The sequence below is a fragment of the Streptomyces halobius genome, assembly GCF_023277745.1.
GTDB lineage: Bacteria > Actinomycetota > Actinomycetes > Streptomycetales > Streptomycetaceae > Streptomyces > Streptomyces halobius.
This window is the reverse complement of record NZ_CP086322.1, coordinates 6,061,880-6,083,335: the sequence shown is the minus strand read 5'-3', so window position 1 is coordinate 6,083,335 and position 21,456 is coordinate 6,061,880. Positions and strand designations below refer to the sequence as shown.

At 72.2% G+C, this 21,456-nt stretch carries 10 protein-coding genes; 6 read left to right on the top strand and 4 right to left on the bottom strand.

What is annotated here, in order from left to right; genetic code table 11:
• Positions 1-391: 391 nt before the first annotated feature.
• The 3 genes from prfB to K9S39_RS27625 all read right to left on the bottom strand — a co-directional run bounded on the left by prfB (position 392) and on the right by K9S39_RS27625 (position 5,201).
• Positions 392-1,498, bottom strand: a complete 1,107-nt coding sequence (prfB, locus tag K9S39_RS27635; RefSeq protein WP_248866011.1) for a peptide chain release factor 2 — start codon at positions 1,496-1,498, stop codon at positions 392-394.
• A gap of 544 nt (positions 1,499-2,042) precedes the next feature.
• Complete coding sequence (locus tag K9S39_RS27630) at positions 2,043-3,320, bottom strand: serine/threonine protein kinase (protein ID WP_248866010.1); 1,278 nt, start codon at positions 3,318-3,320, stop codon at positions 2,043-2,045.
• A gap of 252 nt (positions 3,321-3,572) precedes the next feature.
• On the bottom strand, positions 3,573-5,201 hold the full coding sequence (locus K9S39_RS27625) for a serine/threonine-protein kinase (RefSeq protein ID WP_248866008.1): 1,629 nt from the start codon (positions 5,199-5,201) through the stop codon (positions 3,573-3,575).
• A gap of 488 nt (positions 5,202-5,689) precedes the next feature.
• Here K9S39_RS27625 and K9S39_RS27620 point away from each other — a divergent pair, with 488 nt between their 5' ends.
• The 5 genes from K9S39_RS27620 to K9S39_RS27600 all read left to right on the top strand — a co-directional run bounded on the left by K9S39_RS27620 (position 5,690) and on the right by K9S39_RS27600 (position 16,036).
• Entirely contained in the window at positions 5,690-10,039 is a 4,350-nt protein-coding gene (locus K9S39_RS27620; protein ID WP_248868993.1) for an FtsK/SpoIIIE domain-containing protein, read from the top strand.
• 560 nt (positions 10,040-10,599) lie between these two features.
• Positions 10,600-11,976: an ABC transporter substrate-binding protein gene (locus K9S39_RS27615; protein ID WP_248866007.1), complete on the top strand. Its 1,377-nt coding sequence runs from the start codon at positions 10,600-10,602 to the stop codon at positions 11,974-11,976.
• Positions 11,977-12,202: 226 nt separating this feature from the next.
• Entirely contained in the window at positions 12,203-13,621 is a 1,419-nt protein-coding gene (locus K9S39_RS27610; RefSeq protein ID WP_248866006.1) for a carbohydrate ABC transporter permease, read from the top strand.
• The gene (locus tag K9S39_RS27605; protein WP_248866005.1) at positions 13,618-14,532 is read left to right on the top strand and encodes a carbohydrate ABC transporter permease; all 915 of its coding nucleotides are present in this window, start codon (positions 13,618-13,620) and stop codon (positions 14,530-14,532) included. Before K9S39_RS27610 ends, K9S39_RS27605 begins: the two co-directional genes overlap by 4 nt.
• Positions 14,533-15,073: 541 nt before the next feature.
• On the top strand, positions 15,074-16,036 hold the full coding sequence (locus K9S39_RS27600; protein WP_248866004.1) for a class I SAM-dependent methyltransferase: 963 nt from the start codon (positions 15,074-15,076) through the stop codon (positions 16,034-16,036).
• Positions 16,037-16,161: 125 nt separating this feature from the next.
• Here K9S39_RS27600 and K9S39_RS27595 read toward each other — a convergent pair whose 3' ends face one another.
• The gene (locus K9S39_RS27595; RefSeq protein ID WP_248866003.1) at positions 16,162-16,941 is read right to left on the bottom strand and encodes a class I SAM-dependent methyltransferase; all 780 of its coding nucleotides are present in this window, start codon (positions 16,939-16,941) and stop codon (positions 16,162-16,164) included.
• A gap of 538 nt (positions 16,942-17,479) precedes the next feature.
• On the opposite strand from K9S39_RS27595, the gene K9S39_RS27590 reads away from it, so the two are divergent.
• The gene (locus K9S39_RS27590) at positions 17,480-21,403 is read left to right on the top strand and encodes a CDP-glycerol glycerophosphotransferase family protein (protein WP_248866002.1); all 3,924 of its coding nucleotides are present in this window, start codon (positions 17,480-17,482) and stop codon (positions 21,401-21,403) included.
• Positions 21,404-21,456: the final 53 nt, after the last annotated feature.

Here is a 21,456-nt window from a genome sequence, read left to right as displayed (position 1 = left end):
CTCGTCAATGGAGCATCGTTGTACGGGGCGACTGGCCGATCGCGGGGTACCCGAGTCACGGCGCCGCACAGGAGGCAGGCCACTCAATCTCCCCGTTCACGCACGCGCCCCAGACATACGCATGCCGCGCCCACCCTTCCCAGTTCTCCCAACATCGTCAAGGTCGATTAAAGGCTCGATGTCCGAATTGACGCGAGTTGGGCGTTACATGGACGTACGACTGTGACCTAACCGCCACAACAAAAAACAACCGCCCTCCCAAAAGGGGCAGTTGTCTCCTGTGTCTCCTGTTTACGCCTGCCGAAATGGCGGAAGGGACCGGAAGCACCCGGAAGGGCCGGGGAGGGCAGCGACCCGGCAGGGGCCCGGGGTCCTGATCCCCCTACTTCTCCTACTTCTCCTGCTGCTTGCGCCAGCGGATACCGGCCTCCAGGAAGCCGTCGATGTCACCGTCCAGCACGGCCGTCGGGTTGCCGACCTCGAACTCGGTCCGCAGGTCCTTGACCATCTGATAGGGGTGCAGGACGTACGAACGCATCTGGTTGCCCCAGGAGTTGCCGCCGTCGCCCTTGAGCGCGTCCATCTTGGCCTGCTCCTCCTGGCGGCGACGCTCCAGCAACCGGGCCTGGAGGACGCGCATCGCGGAAGCGCGGTTCTGGATCTGCGACTTCTCGTTCTGGCACGAGACGACGATGCCGGTGGGGACGTGCGTGATGCGCACCGCGGAGTCCGTGGTGTTGACGCTCTGCCCGCCGGGGCCGGACGACCGGTAGACATCGACCCGGATCTCGGTCTCCGGGATCTCCACCACATCGGTCTGCTCGACGACCGGGAGCACCTCGACGCCCGCGAAGGACGTCTGCCGACGCCCCTGGTTGTCGAACGGCGAGATGCGGACCAGGCGGTGGGTGCCCTGCTCCACGGAGAGCGTGCCGTATGCGTACGGGGCGTGGACGACGAAGGTCGTCGACTTGATGCCGGCCTCCTCCGCGTACGACGTCTCGTAGATCTCGGTCTTGTAGTCGTGCCGCTCGGCCCAGCGCAGATACATGCGCTGCAGCTGCTCGGCGAAGTCGGCGGCGTCGATGCCGCCCGCCTCGGCCCGGATCGTGACCAGCGCCTCACGCTCGTCGTACTCGCCGGACAGGAGCGTACGGACCTCCATCTCGTCCAGCGCCTTGCGCACGGCGGCCAGCTCGGCCTCCGCCTCGGCGCGGGCATCGGGGTCGGCCTCCGCGTCGGCCAGCTCGAAGAGCACCTCAAGGTCCTCGATCCGGGAGCGGAGGGAGTCCGCCTTGCGCACCTCGGACTGGAGGTGGGAGAGCTTGCTGGTGATCTTCTGCGCCGCTTCCGGCTCGTCCCACAGGGACGGCGCCGAGGCCTGCTCCTCAAGCACGGCGATATCGGCCCTCATCTTGTCGAGGTCCAGGACGGCCTCGATCGACCCCATGGTCGAGGTGAGGGACTTCAGCTCTTCGGAAACATCGACGACTGCCACGCACCCAGCCTAACGGGTGTCCGCTGCGCTTTGCCTGGGCCGTCTTGGTGCTCGCCGTTGTCGGCCGTCCGGCCGTGGGGTTCGCCTGCGGCGGGCGTGCGCCCCACGTCGTCGGCTGTCCCACCGTGGGGGTTGCGCCTGCGGCGGGCGTGCGCCGTTTTCGGCTTTCCCGCCGTGAGGGGTTCGCCTGCGGCGGGCGTGGGTTTTTCGGGTGCGGTGACGGGCCTCCGGACTCCGTCCTGCGGCCCTCCCCCATAGCCTGAAGGGCAGGGGAGGTACCCCATCCTCCCGACGGTGGGTGGTAGGGGCCGGTGGGACACATGTCGTCTGTCGGGTGCCTGTGATCGCGACCACGGGGGGCACATGACCGGCTACGTGTACCCCACCAGTCTTCTTTCCACCCCCTCGGGAGGTGCTGGACCGCAGGACGGAGTCCGGAGGTCCGGCGCCGCTGCCGAACAGCCCCGCGCAGCGGCAACAGCCCACCGCAGGTGCAACGGCCGGACAGTCAAGAACGTGGGGCTCAGGCACAGCGCAGCGGAGGTCAGGGAACCTCCGGTCCCGGCTGGTGGACGCCCGGCTTGGCGTCACCCAGGTCGTCGTCGCCGGAGGCGACGACGACGGCGATGCCGGCGGCCACCGCCACCGCGGCGGCGGCCGCACCGAGCTTGATCCGCCGGCGGCGCGCCGCCTCCGGGGCCGAGCGGTGCCGGGCCGAGCCCGCCCGGCGCTCGCCGGTGGCGCGCGGGGCCCGCGCGGTGCCGTGCGCGCCGCCCGCGAGCTCGTCCGGGCCCGGGACGCGCATGCTGGTGTGCGTCTCCCGGTTGGAGTCCGGCACGGCGCCCTGGACGAGCGGCACCGCGCCGCGCGGCGGGGTGGCCTCGCCCGGTGCCACCGGGGGGTAAAGCGTTTCGTCGCGCGCCCCGGGGGACGCCGCGCCGTCCGCCTCGTTCCCGGGATGCTCGGCGTCCGGCTCGTCGATGTCCAGCGGCGGGATGCCGGCCAGGCCGGGCAGCAGCTCACGCAGCCGGGCGGCAAGCTCGGGCGCGCGCAGCCGGGAGGCGGGGGCCTTGGCCAGGCACTGCAGCAGCAGCTGCCAGAGCTCGTCGGGGATACCGGGCAGCGGCGCGACGCTCTCGGTGACATGGCGGCGCAGTACGGCCCCGGGGTGGCCGCCCCCGAAGGGCGTGAAGCCGGCGAGGAGCTCGTACAGGACCGTCGCCAGCGCGTAGACGTCGACGGAGGCGCGCGGCGGGAGGCCCTCGATGATCTCCGGTGCGAGGTAGTCGGGGGTGCCGATGACCTTGGTCGCGCGGGTGGTGCGGGGCGAGTCGACGAGGCGGGCGATGCCGAAGTCGGTGAGCAGCGCGGGGTGCGCGCCACCGGGGCCGAGGGGGCCCTGCATGTCCAGGAGGACGTTCTCGGGCTTGACGTCCCGGTGCACGATCCTGGCGGCGTGCGCGGCGGCGAGCGCGTCGGCCACGTCGGCGGCGATGGCGACGGCGGCCTCCGGGGCCAGCCGGCGCTCGCGCTCCAGCCGGGTGCGCAGATCGGTGCCCCGTACGAGGTCCATGACCAGTGCCAGGTCGTTGCCGTCGACGACGAGATCGCGGACGCCGACGACGTGCGGGTGGTCCAGGCTCAGCAGCGCCGCCCGCTCCTGCACGAAGCGGCCGACGAGCTCCTGGTCGGAGGCGAGATCCTCACGCAACAGCTTGATGGCCACGGCCCCTTCGGGACCCTCGCCCAGCCATACCGTGCCGGCACTGCCGCGCCCCAGGATCTGGTGAGCGGTGTACCGGCTGCCGATCTTCCGTGCCAAGACTGCTCCGACGTGTCGGGCCCCCGGGCGTCCCGCGGGGGCTGAGGTTGGCGTCAAAGCTACGCGGGTGCCGGGGGGTTCGGTGCCCTGGTTGGCGGCAACCTTCACTTCTGTGGGGGAAATCGCCCGTTGGAAGTCGATAAATCGACGTTGCTGCACGTCAGAGCGACCGGCGCGGCCCGTGGGACACGTCTGCGGGGCACGTCCGAAGGACACCCCGAGGGGCACGGACCGGGCCGACGGCACACACGCCTACTGATTCAGCCTCTGCACCCAGTCCGACACGTTGTTGTAGATCCCCGCGATCTGGGCGAAGAAGCCCTTCGTCGTGCCGACCCACTCCTGGAGCGGGGTCAGCTCCCAGATCAGCCAGCTCGCCACGAACAGGATGATCACGACGAACAGACAGCCCTTGAGGCAGCCCAGGCCGGGGATCTTCATCGGGTTGGCGCTGCGCTGACGGGGCTCGCGGCGGGGCCGGGGCTCCGGGGCGGGCGGGCGCTGCGGTTCGTAGCGCTGCGGCGGCGGCTCCTGACGGCGCTGCGGGGCCTGCGGCGGCTGCTGGGTGTACGGCGCCGGGGCCTGCTGCCGGCGGTACTGCGGCTGCTGCTGCGGGGCCGGACGACGCTGCGGAGCGCGGCGCAGCGGGTCGTCCTCGGGGTTCAGGAACTGCTGGACCTGGGTCTGCTCGTTGCGGTCGCGGGCGGCCCGCATCTGGGACTCCCACGGGTGGGGCCCCTCGGGCTCCTGCGGTCCGCCCGAGGGCGGCCCCGGGGGCATCGGCGGCATGGCGCGGGTCGGCTCGGCGTCGCCCTGGCCGCGCCCCGGGGCGCCGGACGACGGCAGCACGCTGGTCGCCGCGGTCGGGTCGTAGGAGCCGGCGTGGGACGGGAGGGCCTGGGTGGGGTCGGCGTCGCCGGTGCCCTGACCGGCGTCGGTGCCCGTCCCGGGGACGGTCGCGGGCGCCGGGTCGGGCGCGAGCAGCGCGGCGACACCGAGCGCGGCCTCCGCCTTGTCCGGGGTGGCGTGCGCCCCGATGCCGGCCGCGACGGTACGCAGCGCGCGGGCGAGGTTCTCGGCACTGGGGCGCCGCCCCGGCTGCTTGCTCAGGCAGCGCTCTATGACCGTCCACAGCGGCTCGGGCACCGTGCTGGGGCGCTGCGGCTCCTCGCTGAGGTGGCGGTGCAGCACCTCCAGGGCGGTCGCCCCGGCGAACGGCGGACGGCCGGTGACCAGCTCGTACAGCAGAATGCCGGCACCGTAGACGTCCACCGCGGAGGTCTGCCGGCGACCCTCGGCGGACTCCGGCGCCACATAGGCGGGGGTGCCGACGAATTCGTGGGTACGGGTCAGGCCCGGGGAGTCGGCGAGCCGGGCGATGCCGAAGTCGGTCAGCATCGGGTGCATCTCGCCGGTGCCGTCCGCCCCGGAGAGCAGGACGTTGGCGGGCTTGAGGTCGCGGTGCACCACACCGTCGGCGTGGCTGGCCGCCAGGGCGTCGGCGATCTGGGCGGTGAGCAGACAGGCGGCGACGGGGCTGAAGGGACCGTTGTCACGCAGATAACGGTGCAGGTCAGGGCCGTCGACCAGATCCATGACCAGGGCCAGCAGATCGCCCTCGACGACGAGGTCACGGGTACGGACGATGTTCGAGTGGGTGAGCCGCAGCAGAACGGAGCGCTCCCGGAGGAAGCGCATCACCACATCCGCGTCGTGCGCCAGCTCCTCCTTGAGGACCTTGATCGCGACCGTCTCACCGGGCTCCCCCGCCACGGCGGCCTCGGACCCGGCCGCCTCCCGCTGACGCGCGCGCCAGACGGTGCCCGTGGCGCCGCGGCCCAACGGCTCCTCAAGCAGATACTTGCTGCCTACCGGCCGCACGTCATGCGCTCCCTGGTCGTGGTGGTTCTCTTGCCTGGCCCGCTGGGTCAGCTCGCGGCCCGTTCGCCCCACTGTAGTGCCGTCGAACAAGCCTTTCGGCTTGCCGGACGGGCGGGGCTTGTCGGAAAGACGTGTGTGGCGGGCAGATGGTTGCCCGGGGGCGGGCGGAGGAGCGCGGCTACCGCGCCGTCCGGCCGCGTACGCCCCCGCCGTCGATCACGACGATTCGGAATCAGACCGTTCCGCTCGCGCAAGCAGGCACTTTTTGTCCCTTGGAAGACCAATCAAGATCACGGAGTGACGGTCGACGGGCGTGTTGTCAGTGGCAGGTGCGAGGATGCACCCAGCACGCATGCGGTGGGGGCGCGCGGTCTTTGTCGCGACGTGCACCAGGGACTTGTACGTGCCGACGTGCTCGGGTGCGGCGGGGGGAAGCGCGAAAGCGCGGCCCCGGCCGGATTCCCCGGCAGAAGGGACCGTTGACGGCGATGCAGATCCGGCTGACCGTCCTCGGGCCGCGCAGCGGCCACACCACACGGGCCTGCGACGTGCTCGTGACGGCCCCTGCCGGGACCGCGCTGGCGTCGGTGGCCGGCTCGCTCGCGGCGTCCGTGGCCGGCCCCGGCGCGGACATCGGCAGCAGAAGCAGCGGCCCCGGCGGCGGTGGCAGCTCCCCCGTCGCCCTGTACGCGGGGACCGAGCGGCTCGATCCGCAGCGCGCGGTGATCGGTGAGCCACCGCTGATCGACGGCGCGGTGCTCTCCCTCCACGGCCCCGGCCCCAGCCCGGCGCACGGCCTGCCGCACGGCCCGGCCCGGCTGCGCGTCGTCTCGGGCCCGGACGCGGGCGGCGTCCATCTGCTCCACGGCGGCCAGATCCGCATCGGCCGCTCCGCCGACGCGGACGTCCCCCTCGACGACCCGGATGTCTCCCGGCTGCACTGCGCCGTGACGGTCGAGCCGGACGGCTCCGTACTCGTCGCCGATCTGCGCTCCACGAACGGCACCTCCGTCGACGGCACCGACCTCGGCGAGCGGCCCACCCCGCTGCGGCCCGGCGCCCTGCTCCGGGTCGGCGAATCGGCGCTCCGGCTCCAGGCGTCCCCCGGCTCCCCGGATCCTGCGCTGCAGGCCACACCCGATGGGGAGGGCCATCTGCGGATCGCTCCGGGCACGACGGGCGGGACGGGCGTGGGAGCGGTGAGGGGTTCTGGAGCCGGGGGGCCTGGGGCGGGGACGACCCGGGGTCGTGGGGCCGGTGGCTTCGGGGCGGGAGCTGCGGATGGTGCGGCGGCCGGCGGCTTCCGGGGAGGCTCCGATGCGGCCGCCGCAGCGCGGATCGCGGCGGGGCGTACGGACGGGCCCGATGGTCACGGGGCGGCGGGCAGGCAGCAGGCGTCGCGGGGCTCGCTGTCGTCACAGGATTCCCCGTCGTCGTACGGCCCTGAGGCTCTGTGGTCTTACGGCCCTGAGGGCGGCCACGCATCGCACGTCCCCCAGGGCGCGCAGCCGACATACCTCTCCGACGGCTCCGAGAGCAAGCAGCCGCCGCACGTCCCCGAGGGCTCGCTGTCGTCGCACAGCCCCCGGAGGACACAGGCGTCGTACGCCCCTCGGGGCGCGCAGCCGTCGTACGGCTCCGAGGAGGCGGACGCCGGGATGAGTAGCCCGGCGGGGCCGCAGTTCTCCGTGCCGTCCGGGGGCGGTGAGTCCTCCGGCGCCGTGGTGCAGTGGCCCGCCCCGGAGGGCCACGAGCCCGGGGCGTACGGATCCGGCCACCCCGAGAGCGGCGCACGGCACTCGCGGACCGGTGAAGCCGACGGCGCGTCCCCTGCGGGCCACCCGGCCGCCCCGGACTCCTGGGATGGCCCGTACGACCCCTACGGCGCCGAGGTGCGGGGAGCCGGAAACGGGCGGAGCGCCGGTACGCCCCCCACCCCCGCCTGCGCACCGGGAAGCGGACCGGCCCGCCGGGACACCCCGCTGCGCGGCACCGCTCCGGGCGACGCCCCCACCGGCCCCCCTCAGCACACCGAACTCCCGGACCACGACCAGAGCCACGGCCACGACCGCAACTACGGCCACGACCATGGCACCCCCTACGGCACCCCCCAGCACGAAGCCTCTACGGACGGATTCGGGCCCGGCGTCCAGGACTTCGGGTCCGGCGTCCGGGAGCGGACTCAGGACAGATCCCCCAAGCTCTCGGCTGCTCCCCCAAGTTCTCGGCTCCGCTCGAACAGGGGGGACCCCCATGAGCAAGAGGGACCCCCATCCGGCGCGCAGGATCTGACACACGGCGGGCAGCAGGCACTGGCCCCGGCCGACGCGGTGTCCCGTAAGGGCGCGCGGCGTGGCGGCATCGGCGCCTGGGCCCGGCGGCTGACCGGCGGCCGGTCCGCGGCAGAGCCGGCCGCCGCCCCGGCGCCGGTCCCGGCTCCGGTGGCGGGCCCGGCATCCGAGCCGCCCCCGTCGCCCGCGGCCGAGGCCGTCCCCTCCCCCGGGTCCGCCGCGCCGGAACGCTGGCCGGATGCCGCCTCGATCCTGCTGACGGCACTGGGGCCCGGCCCCCGCCTCTGGGAGCGCGGCCAGGACCACCCCGACGCACTGACCGTCCGGCTCGGCACCGCCGCCAAATCCGGTGGCCGGGACGCCGTGCCGGTCACCGTCGAACTGCGCCGAGCGGGCTCGCTCGGTCTCGCCGGGCCGCGCGCCCGGCTGACCGGACTGGCCCGCTCCGCCGTCGCCCAGCTCGCCGCGCTGCACTCCCCCGGAACCCTCGAAATCGTCCTGATCAGCACGGACCGCGCACGCAGCACCGAAGAGCGGATCGCCGACTGGTCCTGGCTCGGCTGGCTGCCACACGTCCGCCCGGCGCACGGCCAGGACTGCCGGCTGCTGCTCGCCTACGACAAGGAGCAGGCCACGGCCCGTACGGCCGAGCTGGTGCGGCGGCTGGACGACGGCCCGCTGGGCCCCGGCTGGCCCAGCGCCGACCGCGCCGGGATCGCCTCCGCCGCCGCCCGCCACCAGGGCCCGTACACCCTTGTGATCGTCGACGGCGATCTCGGGTCGTCGGCGCTGCGCGAGACGGCGGCCCGGCTGGCATCGGGCGGCGCGGCGGCCGGAATCCACCTGATCTGTCTGGCGGAGACCCCGGCCGCCTCCCCCTCCTCCCCGCTGTCGGCGACGTACGAGGCGGCCCGGAAGGCATCGCCCGCCTTCGGGGAATGCGGCGCGGTGGCGGTGCTCAGCGGCGATGTCGCCACCGCGCTGCGCGTCGTCCAGCCCGGCTCGGGGCCGAACGGCACGGTCGCGACGCTGGACGCGGTCTCCGACGCCTGGGCCGAGCGGTTCGCCCGTGCGCTGGCGCCCCTGCGCGAGGCCGATACGACGACGATGGTCGGCGGCCGTACGGTGCACCGCGCGGCCGTACCGCTGCCCGAATCCACCCGGCTGCTGGACGAGTTGGGGCTGGCCCGCGCCACCCCCGCGTCCCTGATGGCCCGTTGGGCCGCCGCCCTGGACAGCGACCGGCCGAGCGTCGCCGCGGTGCTCGGCGCGGGTCCGCACGGCCCGCTTGCCGCCGATCTCGCCGCCGACGGTTCGCATCTCCTCGTGGAGGGCGCGGCGGCCACCGGCAAGACCGAGTTGCTGCGTTCGCTGGCCGCCTCGCTGGCCGCCGCGGACCGCCCGGATCTGCTGTCGATGGTGCTGGTGGACGGCGGCGGCAGCGATCGCGGCGAGGGCCTGCGGGTGTGTACGGACCTGCCGCATGTCACGACGTATCTCGCCGCCTCGGACCCGGTCCGGATGCGGGAGTTCGCGCAGGCGCTGACCTCCGAACTGAAGCGGCGCGCCGAAATACTGGCCGGGACACCGTTCGCCGAGTGGCGCACCAAACATCTGCCGGCCCCGCGCATCATCGCGCCGCGGCGTTCATCCGAAAGCAGTAACCATGACGGCGGCAGCGAAGAGCAGGAACTCATCACTCTCCGTAATCGTTGCCGAAACAAGGAGAAGGGAGGCGGCGGAGGCACATCGGCGGACACCGCGACGACGCCCCCGCTCTCCCCGGGCCCCACACCCAGCTCGACGCCGCCCCCCTCGCCGTCAGCCGGCCCCTCGGCGTCAACGGCATCCGACCGGTCACCCGGCCCGCCCGGGACGGCGTCGAGCGGCTCCCCGGCGTCCGCCTCGACCACCGGGACGCTCCGCCTACGGGCGCGCAGCGGAGCGCCGGCCTACGGGGCGCCGTCCGGCGGGGCCGTGTCGGCGACCGCCGCCCCCGCGCCGTCCGCCGACGACGCGGAGGCGGCGGCGCCGATGCCGCGCCTCTTCGTCCTCGTAGACGACTTCGACGCCCTGGTGTCCCCGGCGCTGGGCAGCACGGGCCGGCCCGCCGCCGGTTCCGTGGTGCGCGCTCTGGAGGCGGTCGCCCGGGACGGCGCGACGCTGGGCGTCCATCTGATCGCCGCCACCGGCCATCCGGAGCGTACGGCCGACACCGCGACCAGCGAACGGGCCGGTCTGCGCGTTCAGTTGGGGCCCGCCACCGACCTGTCGGAGCCGGTACCGCCGGGCCGCGGGCGGCTGCACCGCGCGGAGGACGGCTCCTCGACCCCGTTCCAGGTGGGCCGGGTGACTGGCCGGATACCCCGGACCTCCACCCTGCGGCCGACGGTCGTACCGCTGGAGTGGCAGCGGATGGGGGACCCGCCGGCCCGGCGCCCGCTGCGCGAGCTGGGCAACGGCCCGACGGACCTGGCCCTGCTGGCCAGTGCCCTACAGCGGGCCGCCGAGTCCTCGGGAGCGCCGTCCGCCCCGCCCTTGGTGTGAAGGAGAGCCGTACGTCCTGCCCTTGGTGTCCCTGGTGTCCCTGCGGGAGGTGGCACGGCGGCCGAGATGGCGGCCGAAGGCGGGGCTGCGCACGTGCTGATTTAGCGGATATATCGGCTGATATATCGTAAGTGGGCGCATATGTCGGCATGTGTCGCTGTTCGCCTCGCCAAGGGTCGGCTCGTGGCCTCGCCAGCTCGCCCGGGTCCGGCCTGCCCGTCGCCCGTAACAGCCCTATCACAAAAGTCCAGTTGGCGCGGAACGCGGTATTGCGGCCCTGGTAATCGAGGCGTAGACCTATCGCACGCACGGCACCACCGCACCGCCAACGGGCCACGGCACGGGGCGACACGACACGCACAAGCGGCACAACACCACCACAACGCCACCGGCGCCAGTGGCACCGGTGGCACCGCCCGCATCACTGGCACCACCCACCAGACCACGGCACGGCACGACGCGAACGGCATGGCGGGGACGTCGCGGCACGATGCGGCACGGCGCCCTCCGCACCCGGTACGGCTCGCGGCGACAAGGGGCTACGACAAGGGGCTACGGGGATGCGCACACGACACCACCGCGCGGCTGCACGCGCCACATCCTGCCTGGCGGCGACCGTCGCCCTCTCCCTCGCGCTGGCCGCCTGCGGCAGCGGCGCCAAGGGCGGCGACGGCGACGACCGCCGCAAGGGCGGCAGCACCGCCCCCACCGTCCGACTCCCCCAGCTCAACGGCCAGAAGCTCCAGGTCACCGCCGTCTGGACGGGCGCCGAGCGGGAGAACTTCGTCAAGGTGCTGGACGAGTTCGAGCAGCGCACGGGCGCCAAGGTCGATTTCGTACCCAGCGGCGATGACATGGCCGGATTTGTAGGGTCCAAGATCGCCGGTGGCGGCCAGCCGGACATCGCGATGCTGCAACAGGTCGGCGTACTGGGCGAGTTCGCGCAGAAGGGTTGGCTCAAGCCGCTCGCGGCGACCGCGAAGGCACAGCTTGCCAAGAACTACACCAAGGGCTGGCAGGACCTCGGCGCGCACAAGGGCACGCAGTACGGCGTCTACTTCAAGGCCAGCAACAAGTCGCTGGTCTGGTACAACGCCAAGGCCTTCGACGACGCCGGTGCGCAGGAGCCGAAGACCTGGCAGGACTTCCTCAAGACGGCACAGATCATCTCCGAGTCGGGCGTCGAGCCGGTGTCGGTCGGCGGCTCGGACGGCTGGACGCTGACCGACTGGTTCGAGAACGTCTATCTCTCCCAGGCGGGCCCGGAGAAGTACGACCAGCTGGCGCAGCACAGGATCAAGTGGACCGATCCGACCGTCAAGGAGGCGCTGACCACCCTGGGCCAGCTCTTCGGCCGTAAGGATCTGCTCGCGGGCGGCAATTCCGGCGCGCTCCAGACGGATTTCCCGACGTCCGTCACCCGGACGTTCAGCGGCGAGACCCCCGAGGCCGCGATGGTCTCGTCCGCTGACTACGCCGCTGCCAACATCTCCCGGACCAAGGCCAAGGTCGGTACGGACGCCAAGGTCTTCCCGTTCCCCGCGGTGGGGGCCAAGTCGCCCGTGGTGACCGGGGGTGATGTGGCCGTGGCGCTCAAGGACGGCAAGGCCGCGCAGGCGCTGCTGACGTTTCTGGCGTCGACGGACGCCGCCAAGATCTGGGCGCAGGCCGGCGGATTCATCTCGCCCAACAAAGAGCTGGACCAGGCCGCGTACGCCGATGATGTGATGCGGAAGATCGCCAAGGCGCTGATCGCGGCGGGCGACGACTTCCGCTTCGACATGTCCGATCAGGCGCCCGCCGGGTTCGGCGGCAAGCCGGGCCAGGGTGAGTGGAAGGACCTGCAGGACTTCCTGAAGAACCCCAAGGACATCGAGGGCACCCAGGCGCGGCTGGAGCGGGACGCCGCCAAGTCGTTCACGTCGTCCGGGGAGTGAGCCGAGGCAGGGACGCCGGCGGCACCGCATCCACGCCGACGGCGCTGACATCGACAGCACCGACGTCGACAGCACCGACTCCGACCACCTCGACCGGGACCGGGGGACCGTCACGATGAGCGCCTCACCGGACAGCACGGACAGTACGCACAGTGCGGGTAGCGCTGACAACGCAGGCGGCGCGGGCAGCGCGGAGAGCCTCGCCGGGCGGCGTCCCAGGAGCCTCATGGGTGCGCGCCCTTGGGTCGCGGCGGCCTTCCTGCTGCCCGCCCTGGTGCTGCTCGGCGCGCTGGTCGGCTATCCCATCGTGTTCTCCGTCTACCGCAGCCTTTTCGACGTGTCCGGCAACGGCTTCGTGGGGCTCGGCAACTACGGCGAGATGTTCTCGGACGACGCCATCCGTACCGCTCTGAAGAACAACGTCATCTGGGTTGTGGTCGCACCGACCGTGTCAACAGCCCTGGGGCTGATCTTCGCCGTGCTGACCGAGCGGATCCGCTGGGGCACCGCCTTCAAGCTGGTCGTCTTCATGCCGATGGCGATCTCCATGCTGGCGGCCGGGATCATCTTCCGGCTGGTCTACGACCAGGATCCGGAGCGCGGTGTCGCCAACGCGGTGTGGGTGAGTGTGCACGACACCTTCGCCGAACCGGCGCCGTTCCCGGGCGCCGGACCGCGGCCCAACGCGGATCTCAAACCGTCCGGCGGCGGCGCGTTCACCACGAAGTCGGCCGTACGGGCCGCCCCCTCAATACCCCCGGCCACACCCTCAGCGCCCCCGGCGGCTCCCGATTCCCCGGCCTCTGTCGTCGCTCCCACCGATCCCGCTTTTCCTGCCTCTCCCGCTACTCCCACCGATCCCGCCTCGCCGGTCACTCCCGCCTCCCCCGCGGACCTGCCCCTGGTCGCCGTCCAGCCGGACGACGTACGCGACGCGCGGTCGGCGGCCGTCGCCCAGCCGCGGCCGGGCAGCATCACCGGCACCGTCTGGCTGGATTTCACCCGTGGTGGCGGCGGCCGCCCCAATGTCATAGACGCCAACGAGAAGGCCCTTGCGGGTGTGAAGGTCGAGGCGGTCAAGGACGGCCGGGTGGTCGCCTCGGCGACGACGGCGGAAGACGGCACCTACACGCTGCCCGCCGACAAGGCCGACGGCGCCCGGCTCAGGCTCCCCGCCGCGAACTTCGCCGCGCTCTACAACGGCGTCGACTGGCTCGGCCCGGCCCTGGTCACCCCCGCCATCATCGGCAGTTACGTCTGGATGTGGACCGGCTTCGCGATGGTGCTGATCGCGGCCGGTCTGGCGGGCGTACCGCGTGAGCTGCTGGAGGCCGCGCGGGTGGACGGCGCGGGCGAGTGGCAGGTCTTCCGGCGGATCACGGTGCCGCTGCTGGCGCCGGTCCTGGTGGTCGTGTTGGTCACGCTCATGATCAATGTGCTGAAGATCTTCGATCTGGTCTACATCATCGCGCGCGGCTCCAGCATCAGGTCCGCCAATGTGCTGGCTCTCCAGCTCTTCCAGTCGTCGTTCGGTACGGATGTCGACGAGGGCCTGGGCAGCGCTATCGCCGTGTTCCTGCTGCTGCTCGTGCTGCCGGTGATGTACGTCAATCTCCGGCGCATACGGAAGGAGCGTCGCCGATGACAACCGTGGACGGTGCCGTCCCGGCAGAGCGCTTCGCCGGTGCCGGCCGCGTTCCGGCCAAGCGGCCGCTGGTCAGCCGCATCGCGGCGCGGACCGGCGGCGGGGTGATGCGGGTCTTCCTCGTCCTCGTCGCGCTGTTCTGGCTGATGCCCAGCGTCGGGCTGCTGCTGTCCTCGCTCCGCAGCCCCCGGCAGATCGGCGAGTCCGGCTGGTGGCGGATCTTCAGCGCGCCGGCCCAGGTCACATGGGACAACTACAGCCAACTCCTCGCCAACGACAAGGTGATGGGCTCGCTGCTGACCACCGCGGCGATCACCGTCCCGTCAACGGTGCTGGTCGTCGTCATCGGATCGCTGGCCGGCTACGCCTTCGCCTGGCTGGAGTTCCCCGGCCGCGACGTCTGGTTCATGGTCGTCGTCGGGTTGCTGGTGGTGCCCGTTCAGGTGGCGCTGATTCCGGTGGCCAAGCTGTTCGGTGCGGTCGGGCTCTTCGAGACGACGGCCGGGGTGGTCCTCTTCCATACGGCTTTCGGGCTGCCGTTCGCGGTGTTCCTGTTGCGGAACTTCTTCGCGGAGATCCCGCGCGAGCTGCTTGAGGCGGCCCGGCTGGACGGGGCGGGCGAGCTGCGGCTGTTCACGCGGGTGGTGCTGCCGCTGGGCGGGCCGGCCCTCGCCTCGCTGGGCATCTTCCAGTTTCTGTGGGTGTGGAACGACATGCTGATCGCGCTGATCTTCGCGGACAGCGGCAATCCGCCGATCACCGTCGCCCTCCAGCAGGAGGTGCGGCAGTTCGGCAGCAACATCGATGTGCTGGCGCCCGGCGCGTTTGTGTCGATGGTGGTGCCGCTGATCGTCTTCTTCGCCTTCCAGCGGCAGTTCGTGTCGGGTGTGATGGCGGGCGCGGTGAAGTGAGGGGCAGGAGGCGGGGCACGCACGGTGGTGTGACCAGCGGCCTGTGAGTGGTGTGACCGGTGGTGTGAGCGTGGCGCGACCACTGGCGCGGACGCCGACAGGACGTGATCGGGAACGGACGAGGAGTCGCGCTGGCGTCCTCGGCGTAAGAGACCTGTGAAATCCGGTTCCCCCGGGCTCCGGGCCATCTCTCGTTCATTTTCCTCCCCCTACGATGACGCTCGATGACGGTCACACCGCGAAACGCATGGTGCGGCAGAGGCTTGTCGTGGAAATTGCGTACACGAGGTATCCGAGGTAAACGACGTACCCGAGTGCACGAGGTGCACGAGGTACTCGACGTACCGCGCTCGAACGGATGCGTGTCGAGCCGTGGCGCCCTGACCCCGGTGGGGGTCCGCGCCCGTACGCGACCGGTCACGGTGCCGGCCGCATCACAACTGCAGAAATATCGGCAGACACCCCGCGGACAAGACCCCGCGGACAAGACCCGCGTCGCAACATCGCCATAGGTTCCCGACCGTCTGGAGACGGACCGCACATGACTGCCCTCACCGCAGACCAGAGTGCCGAACAACTCCCGCGCCCCGCCCGGCTGTCCGACGTCAAAGGCTGGTTCCTCACCGCTGACCAGCTGCTCTTCGACTGGTTTCTGGCCCACCAGGAGCAGCGGTCGGAGTCGGGTGACCTGCTCGAACTGGGCGCGTACATGGGCAAGAGCGCGATCTTTCTCGGGGCGCGGCTGCGTGCCGACGAGCGCTTCACGGTCTGCGATCTCTTCGACTCCCCCGCCGAGGACGCCTCCAACTCCAAGGAGATGAAGCGGTCCTACTCGACACTGACCCGCCGCGCTTTCGAGGCCAACTACCTTGCTTTCCATGGGGAGTTGCCCACCATCGTGCAGGGTCTCAGCTCGATCGTCCGCAATCATGTCGAGGACGGCACGGTGCGTTTCGCCCATATCGATGCCTCACATCTGTACGAGCATGTCCACGGCGACATCCTGGCGGTGCGTGAGCTGCTCACCGAGACCGGCGTCGTCGTCATGGACGACTACCGCGCCGAGCACTGTCCGGGCGTGGCCGCCGCGACCTGGCAGGCGGTGGCCGACGAGGGACTGCGTCCCATCTGCATCACCGGCACCAAGTTCTACGGGACCTGGGGCGACCCGGAGCCCCTGCAGAAGGCGCTGCTGGAGTGGCTGAGGCCCCGGAAGGACATCTGGCACGAGGTCCAGTACGTCCATGACGCCCCGCTGATCCGGCTGAGCGCCAAGGGTGCCAAGGAGCCCGCGCATCCGGTTTCCCGCTACCGGGACCAGGCCGCCCCGAAGCGTCCGGCGGCCCAGGCGCCGACGGCGCCTCCGGCGCGCCCGGGGCCTCGCACAGAGCCCCACCCGCGCCGCGGTGCGCTGCGCACCGTCGCGCTGAACGTCCTGCCGCCGATCATCACCAAGGCGATCGTGGCCGCCCGTAAGAAGTCCCGCACGTCGGGGCGGCGCTGAGCGATCCACCACCAGGTGCGCGGGCCGGCCCTGTCGCCCGGCCCGCGCACCTGGCACGCTTGCCGGCAGAGCCCAGGCCCCAGGGTCTTTCCGCCCCTGCCCCATCGGACAGGCCCCAGGAGCCCCTAGCGGGGCACCTGCCCCACCAGCACAAACACATTACGGCGCAGCAGTTTTCCGGCCGGGCGTGGCAGTGGGTGGGAGTAGATACGCCGTACGGCCAGGCCCGCGGTCTCCGCGAAGGCGCGCAGCAGCGTGAAGTCGGTAAAGCGGACGGGCGCCTGTTCGTGCATGTCCGAAGTATGCGCGCCTAGCGCATCGGGCCCCTGTCCGCGCACGTCCGAAGTATGCGTGCCGAGCGCATCGAGCGCCTGTCCGGGCGCCGTGGGGGTCAGCAGCGCATCAGGCGCCTGGTCGGCGCGGTGCCCGGCCTCCTGCGGGGTGATCAGTACGACGCCGCCGCCCGGCCGAACGTAGCGGAGATAGGCCCGTAGCAGGCTCTCGACCTGCTCGTCTCCCAGGTGCTGGAGGACATGCGCGGTGAGCAGCGCGTCGAAGGTGCCGGGCCGGGCGTGCGGGCTCGCGAGGAAGTCGTCGGCCGTGTAAGCGGTCAGCCCACGTTCCCGGCACAGCGCCACCGACCGCGGGTCGTGGTCCACACCGACGCTGCCGGGTGCGCACCCGGCGAGCGAGCCGCCGGTGCCGCAGCCGATCTCCAGCAGACGGGCGGGTCCGCGCCGTGGGCCGAAGTGTCGTAGATGACGGCGGTAGGACGGCTTGGGCGGGGCGGGCAGGGGCTGCCAGGCAATGTCGGCTTGCTCCCGGTCCGGGAGCCGCGCGGGGTCCGGGAGCCGCGCGGAGGAGGCGTGGGGCGCGAGGGCGGCGGATTTCACCGACTGCGGCAACTCACTACTCTCCGTAATCGTTGCTGGGTTGGGGGAGGCTGCGGTGCTTTCGGTACGGCCGGGCATCGGGTCGCGGTCACCTTCCCTGGGACGCGGATTACTGAACGGGGGTGCTGACACAGGCGTGCAGATACGGATGTGCAGATACAGACGCAGATACGGATGCGCTGACGTGGGTGTGCGGATACGGATGCGGCTGCGCTGACGCGGATCAATGCGGCGGCGGCCGACGATGTCTGAACCCGATCACCGGGTACTGCCTGCGGAGGACTGACGGTGACCCACGGTCTACGGCATCGGGCCGGGCCCGCGCATACGGCGCGCCGAGCCGGCCGCGGCCGATCCCCGCCCGGCCGCACCTCTGGCCCGGCCCTGGCCGCGGCCCTTTTCCCCCGGCATTCGGCATGTCGTCGTACGGGCCGCCGCGTGGTCTCACCCTTTCAGCGCAGATCCGGTGACCGGGTCCCTGATGGGCGAGTTGAACGGCCCGTCTCGTGTCCTGTGTTTCGGCTGTCCGGAAAGGCTCGGTCCCGCGCGTATGAAGCCTCGGCTCACGGTTGTCGTCCCGGTCCATCGCATCGAGGGGTCCGAGCGGGATGCGGAGGAGTGCCTGGAGTCGGTGGCGGCCCAGACGCTGACCGAGCTGGATGTGGTGCTGGTGGACGCCGGGTCCTGGGCGGGGTCCGAGGAGGAGGCGGAGGAGGCGGGGGCCGGCGACGGTGTGCCCGGCGGGCTGGCGCGCCGGTTCGCCGAGCGGGATCCGCGGTTCCGGATCGTTCGGCACGGCGGCGACTCGTATCCAGACGGCTCGCACAGCGACGGCTCCTATCCCGGCGGCTCGGACAGCGGTGGCCGACGCAGTGGCGGCCTGCACAGCGGTGGCCGACACAGCGGCGGCTCGCGCAGCCGCGGCTCGCATCCCGGTGGCCCGTCCCACGAGGCCGCCGCTCCCGGTGTCGGCGCGGTCCGCAACGCCGGTGTCCGGCACGCCTATCCGCGCACCGACTACCTCGCCTTCCTCGACCCCGACGATGTGCTGCTGCCGCGCGCGTACGAGGATCTGACCGGGCTGCTGGACAAGTCCGGGGCGGACTTCGCGACCGGCAATGTCTACCGGCTGGGCCCGGGTGGCCGGCGCCAGTCCCCGTACCACCCGGCCGACCGCGAAACCACCCTGCGCACCCACATCACCCAGGACCTCACCCTGCTCTCCGACCACTTCGCCCGGAACAAGGTGTTCCGCCGTGCCTTCTGGGAGCGGCATCAACTCGCCTTCCCCGAGGGTGGGTTGTGCGACGCGGCGGTGACGCTGCCCGCGCACTTCCTCGCCGAGGCGGTCGATGTCCTGCACGAGCACGTCTGCTACTGGCGCCTCCCGGAAGGGCCCGGCCGCCACCGCCGGATCGACGTCCGGAGCGTACGGGACCGGTTCGCGACGATCGCCGGTGTCCGCCGCTTCCTCGCCGATCCGGCCCGCCCCCCGTGGAGCGCGTATCTGGACGACTACGACCGGTCGGTGCTCACCGACGGGCTGCCGGAGCTCATCGAGGCGTTGCCGGAGGCCACGCCGGAGTGCCGGACCGTGTTCCTGGAGTGCGCCCGCGGCTTCCTCGCCCAGGTCGATCCGCGGCTGTTCCCCGCGCTCCCTGTGGAGCTGCGGATGCGCTGGTATCTGGTCCGCGCCGGGCGGCTCGCGGACCTGCTCGCGCTGCTCGCGCACGAGGCGCGCAATCCGGCCGGTTTCGAGGTCACCGGGCCGCCGCTGCGCAAGCGAGCGGTCCTGCCGCTCTCGCCGCCGCTCGAACTGCCGCCGGGCGTGACCCGGCTGGAGCGTTCCGACTTCCCCGTCACGGCCCGGGTCCGGGAGGCGGTGTGGCGGGACGGGGCGCTGCTGCTGCGCGGCTACGCGTATATCCGCAATCTGGATGCCGCGACCCGGCACAGCTATCTCAGGACGGCGGTGGTCGCCCAGGGGCGGCGCCGGATTCTGCTGCCGCTGCGGCCGGTGGCGATGCCGGAGGCCACCGCCGAGTCCGGTCAGGAGCAGCACTGTTACGACTGGTCGGGCTTCGAGGTGACACTCGATCCGGGCCGGTTGCGCAGGGGCGGGCGCTGGGTGGAGGGCGACTGGACGGTCGGGGTGCTCCTGGCGTCGGCGGGTGTGGTGCGGGCGGCGGCGTTGTGCGCGTCGGAGAGCGGGTCCGGGGCCTTTCCCAGCACGTACGAGGTGGGCGGCGACGGGGAGGGGGACGGCGACGGGACGGACGGGCGCGGGGACGGTGACGAGGTCACGGACGGCGGCCACGCCCCCGTCCGCATCACCCCCTGGTACGCCAACGGCCGTCTCCGGCTCTCGGTCGGGCGTCGTACGCGGAGGCTGGCCGGTCATCGCTCGGTGGCGGGCGGTGTCCTGGAGCTGACCGTCATGGCGCCCGGCCCGGCGGCGACTCCCGAAGCGCTGCCGACCGGCACAGCGCCAGGACAGGTGCCCGATGTGCTGCCGACCATGACGACATCCGGTCAAGCGCCCGAAGCGCTGCCGACCGCCACCGCGCCCGGTCCCGCGCCCGTTGCCCTACGGCTGACGCATCAGGGCACAGGAGGGGTGGTGTCGGTCCCCGTGGAGCGGCGGGAGGTGGTGCGGGATGCGGGGCACCTCCGGGTCACCGTCCGGGTACGTCTCGACGCGCTCGTTGCCGCGCGGCCGACACGTGACGGCGCGCCGCGGGCGATTCCGCCGGTGCACACGGAGTCCTGGGCGGCGGAGCTGGTCCTGCCCGACGGCGGTACGGATGTGCTCGCGTGCGCGCCCGGTCTCGCTCCCGTCGCGTATCCGCTGTCGCACGGCCGCGAGCTGGTGGTGGCGGCCTCGGCGGCCGGGAATGTCGTGCTGCACGACCGTACTCCGCAGCCGTTTCTGGACCGGGTCATCTGGGGGGCGGACGGCACGCTGCTGGTCGTGGGGACGTTGCCGGACGCCGCGCCGCACGCCACCGAGCTGGTGCTGAAGCACACCGCGCACGCCGCCGAAACGGCCTTCGCCGTCATGCAGGACGGGAGCCGGTTCCACTGTGCGCTGCCCCTGGGTGGGCTCCCTTCGCTGGCCGGGTCGGTGCCGTTGCGGGAGGGCCGCTGGACGTTGCACCTGCGGGAGCGTGGCGCGGCGGGCTCGCCGCTGGATGCCCCGGTCCGTTTCGCGCCCGCGGTCTTCGACGGGCTGCCCGCGGCCTGTACGGTCCGCGGCAAGCCGCTCGTCCTGGACCGGCACCGGTACGACGAGGCGTTCGTGGCGGCCGGCCCCGCGGTGCCGGTCACCGACCGTGGGCCCTATCGCCGTCGGATGCTGCGGGAGCGGCACTATCCGCTGCACCGCGGCCGCCCGTTGCGGGACGCCGTCCTCTACAGCAGCTTCGGCGGACGCGCGTACGGGGATTCGCCGCGGGCCGTGCATGAGGAACTGGTGCGCCGGGGGCCGGATGTGGAGCATCTATGGGCGGTGCGTGATGCGCAGGCCGCGGTGCCGCGGACGGCTCGTGCCGTGGTGGTGGGCAGCGCGGAGTGGCACGGTGCCCTGGCGCACAGCCGTTGGGTCGTCACCAACACCCATCTGCCGGACTGGTTCACGCGGCGGGAGGGCCAGACGGTCGTCCAGACGTGGCACGGCACGCCGCTCAAGCGGATCGGCGCCGATCTGGCGGGCACGCTGTGTGCCGGGCTGGCCCATCTGGCGCCGCGGCCGCGGCTCGGCCGCCAGTGGAGCGTGCTGCTGTCGCCCAACGCGCACAGCACCCCGGTGCTGCGCTCGGCGCTCGGCTACGACGGCGACTTGCTGGAAACCGGACTACCGCGCACCGACGCCCTGTTCACCGCCGACCGCGAGCGGACCACGGCGGCGCTGCGGGCGCGGCTCGGTATCCCGTACGGCAAGAAGATCGTGCTGTACGCGCCGACGCCGCGCGACGACCGGGCCTACGACGCGGGCCATCACCGGCTGCATCTGCCGCTCGATCTCGATGCGGCCCGGCGGGCGCTGGCCGACGATCATGTGCTGCTGGTCCGCGGCCATCCGCTGGTCGTCGACCGGCTGCCGGCCCATCACGCGCCGTTCGCCCTCGATGTCACCGCCCATCCGGATGCCGCCGAGCTGCTGCTGGCGGCGGATGTGCTGGTCACCGACTACTCGTCGCTGGCTGCCGATTTCGCGAACACCGGCCGCCCGATGCTGTTCCTGACGCCCGACCTGCCGCACTACCGCGACACCCTGCGTGGCTTCACCCTTGATTTCGAGGCCCGGGTGCCGGGTCCGCTGCTGGCCTCGACCGGTGAACTGGTCGACGCGCTGGGCGACTTGGAGGCGATCGCGGCAGCCGGGGCGGACGCGTACGCCGACTTCCGGGAGACGTTCTGCCACCGGGACGACGGTGGTGCGGCGGCCCGGGTCGCGGATCTGCTGACCGAGTAGACGGTGACCAACAGACGGAGACCGAGGAGACGGAGGCAGAGGAGACGGAGACC